The 11803-nt window shown below is 39.5% G+C and carries 8 protein-coding genes; all 8 read left to right on the top strand.

Features of this window, described 5'->3' with window-relative positions:
- The 8 genes from H4K35_RS07595 to H4K35_RS07560 all read left to right on the top strand — a co-directional run bounded on the left by H4K35_RS07595 (position 1) and on the right by H4K35_RS07560 (position 11791).
- A complete protein-coding gene (locus H4K35_RS07595; RefSeq protein WP_182626774.1) occupies positions 1–315 on the top strand; it encodes a DUF3467 domain-containing protein in 315 nt (104 codons plus the stop codon).
- A gap of 430 nt (positions 316–745) precedes the next feature.
- On the top strand, positions 746–3979 hold the full coding sequence (locus H4K35_RS07590; protein WP_182626773.1) for a SusC/RagA family TonB-linked outer membrane protein: 3234 nt from the start codon (positions 746–748) through the stop codon (positions 3977–3979).
- A 2-nt stretch (positions 3980–3981) separates the two neighbouring features.
- Positions 3982–5436 (top strand): SusD/RagB family nutrient-binding outer membrane lipoprotein, encoded by a 1455-nt coding sequence (locus H4K35_RS07585; protein ID WP_182626772.1) that lies wholly within the window; start codon positions 3982–3984, stop codon positions 5434–5436.
- Positions 5437–5446: 10 nt separating this feature from the next.
- Entirely contained in the window at positions 5447–6949 is a 1503-nt protein-coding gene (locus H4K35_RS07580; protein ID WP_182626771.1) for a calcineurin-like phosphoesterase family protein, read from the top strand.
- 453 nt (positions 6950–7402) lie between these two features.
- Entirely contained in the window at positions 7403–8401 is a 999-nt protein-coding gene (gene pdhA, locus H4K35_RS07575; RefSeq protein WP_182626770.1) for a pyruvate dehydrogenase (acetyl-transferring) E1 component subunit alpha, read from the top strand.
- A gap of 9 nt (positions 8402–8410) precedes the next feature.
- Positions 8411–10048 carry a pyruvate dehydrogenase complex dihydrolipoamide acetyltransferase gene (locus H4K35_RS07570; RefSeq protein WP_182626769.1) on the top strand — a complete coding sequence of 546 codons (1638 nt, stop codon included), beginning with the start codon at positions 8411–8413 and terminating at the stop codon, positions 10046–10048.
- 115 nt (positions 10049–10163) lie between these two features.
- On the top strand, positions 10164–11111 hold the full coding sequence (locus H4K35_RS07565; protein WP_182626768.1) for a M28 family metallopeptidase: 948 nt from the start codon (positions 10164–10166) through the stop codon (positions 11109–11111).
- A gap of 2 nt (positions 11112–11113) precedes the next feature.
- Positions 11114–11791 (top strand): SDR family oxidoreductase, encoded by a 678-nt coding sequence (locus H4K35_RS07560; protein ID WP_182626867.1) that lies wholly within the window; start codon positions 11114–11116, stop codon positions 11789–11791.
- The last annotated feature ends 12 nt before the right edge of the window (positions 11792–11803 follow it).

The raw sequence follows: 11803 nt of genomic DNA, 5'->3' as shown, positions 1-11803 counted from the left end.
ATGGCTGAAGAACAAAATAACTTCAACATTGAATTGGATGAAGTTACGGCAGAAGGAACCTATTCAAATCTGGCAATAATCAATCATTCAAACACTGAATTTGTTGTCGATTTTGTAAACATTATGCCAGGAGTACCAAAAGCAAGAGTGAAGTCGAGAATTATCTTAACTCCACAACATGCAAAGCGACTTTTACAAGCACTGGAAGATAATATCCATAGGTTTGAACAGTCAAATGGAGAAATTAAGGATTATGAATCAACGAATAATCCGATGATGCCACCCATTAATTTTGGTCCCAAAGGAGATGCTTAATTAACGCTATATAACGAAAAGCCCTGTGCGAAAGCACGGGGCTTTTTTTTATGTCCTATTCCTTACCTAGCGGTTTTCCTTCTAGATTGGTTTAACAGTTTGTTGATGTTTTCCTAATATACGTGCTTGTTCTTGTGGTTTGTTAGCTTAATGTTACCTTTTATCCATTCGTAATCGCAATGGGCGAGATCTTTTTTCAAACCCTTACTACTGCAAATGCCTAGTTTACCGCTTGATTTAGAGTTGTTTTAATTTCATGGAAGATGCTTGTCTTTTGTGGTCTCTCTTTTGTTCTGATCCTTTCCATTTCCAAAATTTCATAACTAAAAGTTTACATCGGTTAACCATAGCTTAATTGAGTTTAATTGCGCTTAAGAATAGAATTGATTTGTTTTGTCAGCATAAAATGAATTAATTACTCAACCTTAGTATGAAAAAAAATCAGCGCAATACAACAAGCCTAATTTTTTTACTTAGCGCCATGCTGTTTTCTTCTACAGCTACACTTTATGCTAGAGAAGATCAGTTTCAAGGGCAGAAGATTTCCGCCTCAGCTAACCAACAAAATGTCATTCGTGGAAAAGTTGTCGATCAACAAAACTTAGCTCTACCAGGAGCTGTGATTCGCAATTTGACTACGGGAAAAGCGGTGCAAACCAATTTGGAGGGAGAATTTAGCCTGCCGTATGATGATTTGAAAACGACTGTTTTGGAGATCTCATTTTTAGGTTTTGAAACCCAAACCTTATCTGTGGGCGATCTAAACTTTCTAACCGTACAACTAAAAGAAACCACAAGTGTATTAAACGAAGTAGTCGTTACGGCTTTAGGAATTAAAAGAGAAGAAAAACAGTTGGGGTATTCCCAACAAACGCTCAATGGGGAAGAATTAAATCACGCACGTTCCAATAACTGGTCAGACGAACTAAAAGGAAAGGTCGCTGGGATGACTATGTTGTCTTCTAACTCAGGTCCGATGAATTCAACTCAGATCAAGCTTAGAGGCGATCGCTCTGTTAATTTAGGAGCTAATGGAGCCTTGATTGTTGTTGACGGTGTGATTGTAGGTGGTGACTTGTGGTCGAGTGGATCTGAAACTGCCTATATTGGCGATGATGCACCTGTTGATTATGGAAATGGAATTGCTGATCTTAATCCAGATGATATCGAAAGTATAACCGTTTTAAAGGGACCTGGTGCAGCAGCCTTATACGGATCAAGAGCTGGAAATGGGGTGTTGATGATCACCACTAAATCCGGAGGGAAAAAGAACAAAGGATTGGGGGTTAGCTTCAATTCAAACGTCAGCTTTGATGTGATTCAACATTGGCCCGATTATCAATACCAGTACGGACAAGGATCGGGAAAGAGTTTTAATAAAGACGGAGATCCATTCTATTCCTATGGTACCTCTGAAGATGGAGCTAATACAGGAAGTACGAGTAGTGCATTTGGACCTAAATTTGATGGACAATACTACTTTCAGTATGACCCAACCACAGAAGGTCAAGGTGAAGAACGCACCTTGTGGCGACCTTATAAAAATAACATTAAAGATTTTTGGAGAACAGGTTTAACGACTACAAACTCCTTAGGGCTTTCTGGTGGAAATGACAAAGGAAGTATTCGCGCTACAATTACACATTCTAAGAATGAGTGGATCATGCCTAATACTGGATTTGATCGCACCACTATTGCAACTAAAGCCAAGTACGAAATTGCAAGAGGGGTAACTGTAAACTCAAATGTTAGCTATAGCAACAGAAGTAGTGATAATTTGCCGGGTACAGGATATGGGAATCACACCATTGGTTACTTTATGATCTTCCAAAATCCCAATGTGGACTTGGATTGGTACAGACCTATTTGGAAAAAAGACAAATATCAATTGGAGCAAATTCACCCATTTAGTTCCTATATCGAAAATCCATACTTAATCGCCTACGAGACAACCAATGCAGTAAATGCCAATACCATCGTAGGTAGTTTGTCTACTGATATTGATTTAGCTCCTAAATTAAAGTTGATGTTAAGAGGAGCTATCAATTCAAGAGCAGACAAACGCGAAGAGCGCCGTCCATACAATACCACCAAGTTTGGCGAAGGCTATTTTAAAACACAGCAGATTAATTTTACCGAAATAAACACCGATTTCTTGTTGAGCTATACAGAAGATAAAGGCGATGTTTTTACCTATGGATTGTCATTAGGAGGGAATATGCGCGACTCTAAATGGCATAGCAATGCGAGTTGGGTAAGAGGATTGGTAACGCCTGGGGTGTATATGATTGCCAATGGTAAAGACAAGCCCAGTACAAAAATTGCAGATGAGAACCTAAAAGTAAACTCCCTGTACGGAATGGCATCCGTAGGGTATAAAAATATGATCTTTTTAGACGGTACGCTGAGAAACGATTGGTCGAGTAGTTTGCCTGAGATGAACTGGTCGTTCATGTATGCTTCTCTTAATGCAAGTGTAGTGCTAAGCGATATCTTGGTTTTACCTCACGCGATTGATTACTCAAAGTTGCGTTTTTCCTATGCAGATGTTGGAAATGGAACGTCTTCTTATAAAACAAAATTGTATTATGAAAACAGCGAATTTCCAAGTTCAGCTACAGCACCAACGACATTGCACAATATCGATTTGAAACCGGAGGGAACTCAGAGTTTTGAAATCGGATATGAACACAGAATGTTTAAAAATCGATTGGGATTCGACTTAACATTATATGAAACTAAAACGAAAAATCAACTCATTACCATACCACTAAATCTAGTAACAGGCTACTCAAGAGCCTTTGTAAATGCAGGAACGGTTCGAAATCGCGGTATTGAGGTTGTGGTAAACGCAACACCAGTTAAAACAAAATCCTTTACGTGGAATACCACGCTAAACTGGGCGAAGAACAACAATAAAATATTGTCTTTATCACCTGATTTAGAAGGAGGAGACCAACAAGTACTTGCAGAATCAGGAACTGCTCAAATTATAGGTAAAGTGGGAGGAACCACGGGGGATTTATATGGTTATAAATTTGTACGCAATGACGAAGGTCAAATTGTCTATACAGATAAAGGATTGCCTGAACAATCCAAAGAAGTAGAGTATATCGGTAGTGCTTATGCCGATTGGACTGCGGGTTGGGTCAATACGTTCAAATACAAAAACTTCACATTGAGCTTTACCTTAGATGGTTCCTATGGTGGAAAAGTTTATTCTCAAACCCACCATAAAATGTCTGAACAAGGAAAATTAGGACATACCCTATATGGAAGAGAGGAAGGCTTTATCATTGGTGAGGGAGTTGTGCGTAACGAAGACGGTACATTCGCTCCAAATACGACCAAAGTCAATCCAGCAGCATATTACGGTGAATACTATCGAAGAGCCAATTTGGAATCCAATAGTTTTGATGCTTCTTACTTGAAAGTTCGCGATGTGAGTATTGAATACAACTTCCCTAAATCAGTATTGGATAAATTGAAAATGACGCGATTATCTGTATCTGTGTTTGGAAGAAACCTAGCAACATTAACGAGCTTTCCCATTTTTGATCCCGAAACTGCGGCGTTAAATGGAGGATCTATGATGCCTGGTGTAGAGATGGGGCAATTACCCTCACCTGCAACCTATGGGTTTAACCTTAAATTAGAATTTTAATTATGCGAAAAAATAAAATACTTTCTTTGTTGTACGTGAGCGTATTCGCTTGTTTTGCTCTACAACTTGTCGGTTGTACAACTACCTTTGACGAGACCAATACCGATCCCAATCGACTACAAGAAATCAGTCCAGGAACCTTATTAAATCCGTTGATTTACGAAGTTGCAACGAGCAATATGTATCGCAGCTGGTCATACAACAGTGAATTAATGCAGGATATTGTGACTTTTCCGCAATCGTCCTATGGTATTCAGCACTATAATTTGTCGGATAACATTGGGGCTGCTCCGTGGAATACCTACTACCGTTGGATGAAAACGGCAAAAGATATTGAACAAGCAGCGGTTCGCACGAAAGACAGCAATTATGAAGCTATCGGAATTACCCTGCGCGTGTGGATGGCGTCGAATCTTGTGGATCTGTTTGGCGATGTGCCTTACTTCGATGCAGGTAAAGGTGGTGAAGGGTTGATTTACCCCGCTTTTGATGATCAAGAAAAAATATACGATAGCCTATTGGCTGATTTAACTCGCGCCAATAGCTTATATGATACAAAAAGGGGAATGGTCTATTATCAAGACATTTTGTTTAACAATGATTTGACTAAATGGCAAAAGTTTACCAATAGCTTGCACTTGCGCTTGTTGTTGCGTATATCAAATAAAACCCATAAAGAGGCTTACCCTAAAATGCTAGCTATTTTAAATGATCCTATTACTTATCCGATTATTTCATCTTCTGAAGAAGAAGCAACCTTGATCATTACGGGGGTAACGCCGAATATATCACCTTGGAGCCGTATTCAAGATTTTACATTAAACAAGAAAATGGCTAGTTTTTTCATCGATAATTTAAATGCGTTTAAAGATCCGCGTCTGCCTGTATTTGCAACACAAGCCACGAGAATGGAAAATAAGAAGAAAGTGAATATTGGCTATAAAGGAATTCCAAGTGCATTTGAAGGATCCGATGGGCAGTTTGACTATGAAGCTTCTACCCTGAACAATAAAATGGCAGCTAATCCGACTAAAACGCCTCTAGTAACTTATGCAGAAATTTTATTTATACAAGCAGAATTAGCGCAAAAAGGATACATAACTGGGGCGGAAGAGTTTTATAGACGCGGGGTTGAAGCCGCAATGAAATTCCATGAAACCGAAGTTCCTCTAGATTATTTCGCTAATCCAAATACGGAATACGACGGAACCTTGGAGCGAATTATGCTGCAAAAGTATTACGCTTTGTATATGAATGATTATCAGCAGTGGTTTGAATATAAACGTACGGGGTTTCCTAAATTACCTCAAACGAATGCCATGATGAATGACGGACAAATGCCTTCACGTTTCCCGTATCCGTTGGATATTCGAACAAAAAACAAAACCAATTACCAACTACAAGTGCAGAAGATGGGGGGAGATGATATAAATGTGAAAATTTGGTGGCAAAATTAAACGGTAAACGATGAACTCAAGACGAAAATTTTTAAAAAATGTCGCCCTAACAGCGGGAGCCGTTTCTATCCTTCCTCTTCAAGAGGCTACAGCAGGAATATTGAATTCTACCACTAATGAGAGTGGGGATGAGTTAAAAAGCGTGAGGGTAACGGGTAAAGTGACTGTTCATGGCAAGGGATTAGCTCAAGTGGTGGTTTCTGATGGATATCAAGTAGTCCAAACGGATGCCGCTGGAAGTTACAGCTTCCAGTCTGCTCCTCAATCGCAGTTTGTATTTATTTCAATTCCAGCAGGATATAGTATAGAAAAACAAGCCAATGGTTCAGCTTTGTTTTTCCAAAAAATACAAAAACAAAAGCAGACGAGTCCACATTTTTTTGCCCTCGAACCAGTAAAAGAATCTGATTATAAACACCATTTTATTGTTTGGGCAGATCCGCAAATCCAAAAAGAGGAAGAAGCAGAGCAATTGTTGAGTGAGACTGTACCTGATACGCTAGCAACAGTAAAGCAGTTGAATAGCCCCCATGTTTTTGGCGTGGGATGTGGTGATTTGATCTGGGATCAACATCAACTATCGGCCAAATACAATCAAGCGGTACAACAAACGGGAATTCCCTTTTTTCAAGTGTTCGGAAACCACGATGCGGACTTAGAACAGCGAAGTGACGAAAAATCTGCGTCTACTTTTACCACAATGTATGGGCCACAGTACTATTCATTTAACCGCGGACTCGTTCATTATGTTGTGCTTAACGATGTGTTTTTTATCGGAAAAGACAAAGAGTATATCGGATATATTACCGAAAACCAGTTGGCGTGGTTAGAGCAAGACCTCGCTCTTGTGCCCCATGGGAGTACGGTAGTTGTATTTCAACATATTCCGTCCTTTACAAGGCATTTCGAACGCTATCCTGCCGAGAAATCACTCGGTGCTATGGTTAGTAATCGCAAGCATTTGTACAACTTGCTAGCGCCTTATCACGCGCATCTCATGTCTGGACATACTCATTTTAATGAAAATATTATACTGAATGACAACCTATACGAACATTGCCATGGCACAGTTTGTGGTGCTTGGTGGAGTGGTCCGATTTGTCAAGATGGAACGCCGAGTGGCTATGGGGTATACGAAGTCAACGGTGCAGCACTTAGCTGGTACTACAAGGGAATAGGACTTCCTAAGGAAACCCAATTTAGGGTGTATAAAAAAGATGAACACCCTGACTTCCCAGGCAATTGGAGTGTAAATATTTGGAATTGGGATGAACATTGGACAGGGGTTTGGCTGGAAGATGGCGTAGAAAAAGGAGCCTTGGTCCGAGTTAGAGCCAAAGATCCCTTGAGTATGCAACTGCACGAAGGACCTAAATTACCCGTAAAACGAAAATGGGTGGAGCCAGGATTGACTGATCATATGTTTTTGTTTTGCCCCTCAGACCAAGCGAAAAACATTACCGTTATGGTAACTGATCGCTTTGGGAATACCTATACCGAAGTAATTACCTAATTATATTTTATTTTAAGCGTGAATTGAGCCCTTTGAAGAGATAATCTCCAGAAGGGCTTAGTTTTTTTACCAATAGAGGCCCCTGAGAAAGAACGTTTGCAAAAGGTCGTTGCTCATAGAAAGATCTACTTGATCCTCTTGGTAAATTTTAGAAAATGAATACGTCCTTTGCTTCTTCTACATCTTTGTTATAAAAAGCTTGAATCTACTGTGAATAATTGGTTTCAAACCAAGTCGATGCCTTAATTTAATAGTATTGTTAAGAGGAAATGTTCGAGGATAATTAAATATTTTCTTAAAAAATATAAAGAATAATTGTTCTAATTTAAAATACTTCAAATAAATTTTTCAATCTAAGGTAGATGTGCTATTTTTGCCTATCCACAGTAATAGTGGGTATTTAGCAAAGTCTGTATTTAGAGTAGGTTTTCTACTCATGAAAAGTAAAGTCATATGAAAGAAATTACAAAAGAAGTTTATCTAAAGTGGTATGAAGACATGCTATTTTGGAGAAAGTTTGAAGACAAGCTTGCAGCTTTATATATTCAACAAAAAGTAAGAGGGTTCTTACATTTGTATAATGGGCAAGAAGCGGTTTTGGCTGGAGCTTTACACGCAATGGATTTGTCAAAAGACAAAATGATTACAGCATACAGAAATCACGTACAACCAATCGGATTGGGTGTTGATCCACGAAGAATTATGGCGGAGTTGTTAGGGAAAGGAACAGGTACTTCTCAAGGATTGGGAGGTTCGATGCACATTTTTTCTAAAGAGCACAACTTCTATGGAGGACATGGTATTGTGGGTGGACAAATTCCTCTAGGAGCTGGATTGGCATTTGCAGATAAATATTTTGATAGAAAAGCAGTAACGATGTGTTACTTTGGAGATGGTGCTGCGCGTCAAGGATCATTGCATGAGACTTTCAATATGGCAATGAACTGGAAGTTGCCAGTGGTGTTCATTATTGAAAACAATGGATATGCAATGGGAACATCTGTTGAGCGTACGGCGAATCACTCTGAAATCTGGAAATTAGGATTAGGTTATGAAATGCCAAGTGGTCCTGTTGACGGAATGAATCCTGTAAAAGTTGCCGAAGCAATGTACGAAGCGATCGAAAGAGCGCGTCGTGGTGACGGACCTACTTTATTAGAGATGAAAACGTATAGATATAGAGGGCACTCTATGTCCGATGCACAACACTATCGCACAAAAGAAGAAGTAGAAGAGTACAAAAAAATCGACCCAATTACACAAGTGTTGGATGTGATCAAAGCAAACGGTTACGCTACAGAAAGCGAAATCGAAGCAATGGATCAACGCGTGAAAGATTTAGTGTCTGAATGTGAGAAATTCGCTGAAGAATCTCCGTTCCCAGACCTTAATGTGATGTACGACGTGGTGTACGATCAAGAAAATTACCCTTTTTTACCTCATAGATTATAATAAAATAATATGGCAGAAGTAATTACAATGCCTCGCTTAAGTGACACCATGACAGAAGGTGTTGTTGCGGCTTGGTTAAAGAAAGTTGGAGATAAGGTTTCAGAAGGTGATATCCTTGCTGAGATTGAAACAGACAAAGCAACAATGGAATTTGAATCTTTTTATGAAGGTACATTGTTATACATTGGATTACAAGAAGGAGAAGCTGCTCCAGTTGACTCGCTTCTTGCTATTATTGGAAAAGAAGGTGAAGATATCACTGCACTATTAGGTGGTGGATCAGCTCCTGTTGCTGAAAAAGCAGTGGAAGCAGAAGCGCCTAAAGCAGTTGAAAATACGGCTAGCCCTGCTCCAGCAGCAATTCCTGCGGGAGTAAAAGTAATCACAATGCCCCGTTTAAGTGATACAATGACGGAAGGTACTGTTGCAAGCTGGATAAAAAAGGTAGGTGATAAAGTAGAAGAGGGAGATATCTTAGCAGAGATCGAAACAGATAAAGCAACAATGGAATTTGAAGCTTTTGAAGCAGGAACTCTTTTATATGTAGGAATTCAAGAAGGTGAATCAGCGCCTATTGACAGCGTTTTAGCTATTTTAGGTCCTGCTGGGACGGATGTTACGGCCCTAGTAGAAGGAGCAAAAAATGGTGGAGTTGTCGCAACTCCAGCAGAAACAGCTGCCCCTGTTGAAGCACCAAAAGCTGCTACACCTGCAGCAGAAGTTGTAGCAACGCCTGCGGCATCATCAAATGGAGGACGTGTATTCGTTTCGCCTTTGGCTAAAAAAATTGCTGAAGAGAAAGGAATTAACCTTGCACAAGTAAAAGGAACAGGAGAAAACGGACGCATTATTAAACGCGACGTTGAAAACTTCACTCCAGCTACTGCGCAAGCTCCTGCACAATCAGTTGCCCCAGCTGCTCAAGCAACTGCGCCAGAGGTGAAACCATTTATCCCTGCTGGTGAGGTAAGCTTCGAAGAAGTGAAAAACTCACAAATGCGCAAAACAATTGCTCGTCGTTTAGCCGAATCTAAATTTACAGCTCCTCACTATTACTTAACTATCGAGATCGATATGGATAATGCCATGGCTTCTCGTAAGTTAATCAATGAAATGCCTGATACAAAAGTGTCTTTCAATGATATGGTAGTGAAAGCTTGTGCAATGGCCTTGCGTAAACACCCACAAGTGAATACACAATGGACAGATAACGCAACGATTTTTAATAACCATATCAACATTGGAGTTGCTGTAGCAGTAGAAGATGGTTTAGTGGTACCTGTATTGCCTTTTACAGATCAGATGTCTTTAACACACATTGGAGCAAAAGTAAAAGAATTGGCAGGTAAAGCGAAAACAAAGAAACTGACACCGGCAGAAATGGATGGCAGTACTTTTACAGTTTCTAATTTAGGAATGTTTGGTATTCAGTCGTTTACATCAATTATCAATCAACCGAACTCTGCAATTTTATCTGTAGGGGCTATCGTTGAAAAACCAGTAGTTAAAAACGGTCAGATAGTTGTTGGAAATACGATGACTGTTACTTTGGCTTGTGACCATAGAACAGTCGATGGTGCTACCGGAGCGCAATTCTTACAAACGCTGAGAAGTTATATTGAGAACCCAGTTACCATGCTGGCCTAATCAATACATCGGAAATAAATGAAAAGCTTGCAATTTGCAAGCTTTTTTTGTTTTTTTACTATAAACTAATGCAAAAACACTGTAAAATAAGAAGTGTATTTTGTATTTTTGGAGCATGTTAAAAGTGAAGTATATAAGTTTTTTAGGAGCAATTTTTTTGGCTTCTTGTACTGCGACGACGACTATATCGGAACAACGCAAAGAGGAGGTATCCGCTACAAACATAAGCACGACGTTAAACTACTTAGCGTCTGATGAGTTATTGGGCAGAGACTCAGGAAAAGAAGGGAATATCAAAGCGGCAACCTACTTGACAAAGGAGTTGAAAGCATACGGTATTGAACCTTATTTTGAGCGATACGAAGATGAACTGACTAAGGTAGCGAATACGTGGAATGTCGTTGGAGTTATTCCGGGAAAAGACCCTCAGTTGAAAAATGAAATTGTGGTTCTCGGTGCGCATTACGATCACATAGGAATTCAAACGGCCATTGCTGGAGATTCGATTGCTAACGGTGCGAATGACAATGCCTCAGGTGTTAGTATCCTATTGGAATTAGCGCGTAACCTCTCCCAAAAAGACATGAAACGCACCGTGTTAGTGTGCTTTTTTACTGCTGAAGAAGTAGGCCTTTTAGGATCAGAACACTTGGCGAATCGCTTAAAAAGTGAAGAGGCAAACGTTGTGCTTATGCTGAATTTCGAAATGTTAGGTGTGCCGATGACTCGTGAGTATACCACCTTTATTACAGGCTATGACCAGAGCAACCTAGCCGCTAAAATTAATGAAATAGCAGGCGAAAATCTCGCAGGTAGATTTGAAGAAGCAGAAAAAATGCAATTGTTTAAACGCTCAGATAACTACCCGTTTTATTTAGCCTATAAAATACCAAGTCAGACGTTTAGTTCTTCAGATTTTGAAAACTTCAAATATTACCACCACGTCAAGGACGAAGCCCATCTAATGGATATACCTTTTATGACTGAACTTACAGCGAAATTTGTTCCTGTCGTAGAAAAATTGATTAACTTACCCTCTGGTGAAATTAGATTGAAAAACTAATGATGAAACATATTATTGTTACGGGAACAAGCCGCGGTATTGGATTAGAAACAGTGAAAATACTAGCGGAAAAAGGGCATAAAGTTTTAGCCGTTTCTCGAAAAAAAGCTGCTGCATTAGCAGCGATTGAAAATGTAACTTGTTTGGAAATTGATCTGACAGTAGAAGCAGATTTGCAGCAAGTAAGAGACTATGTCGCTACCCAATGGGGGCATGTAGATATTTTGATTAACAATGCTGGTGCTTTAGTGAATAAGCCTTTTGAAGAAATAACACAAGATGAATTCGAGTGGGTTTATAAAGTAAATGTATTTGGACTGGCTCGTTTGGTTCAACTGTGTATTCCCTATTTTGTTGTAAATAGCCATGTGGTGACTATCAGCAGTATGGGAGGTGTGCAAGGGACAATGAAGTTTGGCGGATTAGCTGCCTATAGCTCGAGTAAAGGAGCAGTGATTATTTTGAGCGAACTCCTCGCGGAAGAATACAAAGAGAAAGGGATTTCTTTTAATGTAATTGCCTTAGGAGCTGTTCAAACGGAAATGTTAGAAGAAGCCTTTCCGGGTTATCAAGCGCCTTTAATGCCTGAAGAAATTGGGGAATACATTTGTGATTTCGCACTTACGGGAAATAAATATTTTAATGGTAAAGTACTGCAAGCTTCGAGTACCACCCCTTAAAAAAACAATAGA

The organism is Myroides sp. NP-2, assembly GCF_014145665.1.
Lineage (GTDB): Bacteria > Bacteroidota > Bacteroidia > Flavobacteriales > Flavobacteriaceae > Flavobacterium.
This window is presented reverse-complemented; position numbering and strand designations above follow the sequence as displayed.

Coding starts and splice junctions, on each gene's coding strand:
- H4K35_RS07595 (WP_182626774.1), top strand. CDS start 1: ATGGCTGAAGAACAAAATAACTTCAACATTGAATTGGATGAAGTTACG.
- H4K35_RS07590 (WP_182626773.1), top strand. CDS start 746: ATGAAAAAAAATCAGCGCAATACAACAAGCCTAATTTTTTTACTTAGC.
- H4K35_RS07585 (WP_182626772.1), top strand. CDS start 3,982: ATGCGAAAAAATAAAATACTTTCTTTGTTGTACGTGAGCGTATTCGCT.
- H4K35_RS07580 (WP_182626771.1), top strand. CDS start 5,447: ATGAACTCAAGACGAAAATTTTTAAAAAATGTCGCCCTAACAGCGGGA.
- pdhA (WP_182626770.1), top strand. CDS start 7,403: ATGAAAGAAATTACAAAAGAAGTTTATCTAAAGTGGTATGAAGACATG.
- H4K35_RS07570 (WP_182626769.1), top strand. CDS start 8,411: ATGGCAGAAGTAATTACAATGCCTCGCTTAAGTGACACCATGACAGAA.
- H4K35_RS07565 (WP_182626768.1), top strand. CDS start 10,164: ATGTTAAAAGTGAAGTATATAAGTTTTTTAGGAGCAATTTTTTTGGCT.
- H4K35_RS07560 (WP_182626867.1), top strand. CDS start 11,114: ATGAAACATATTATTGTTACGGGAACAAGCCGCGGTATTGGATTAGAA.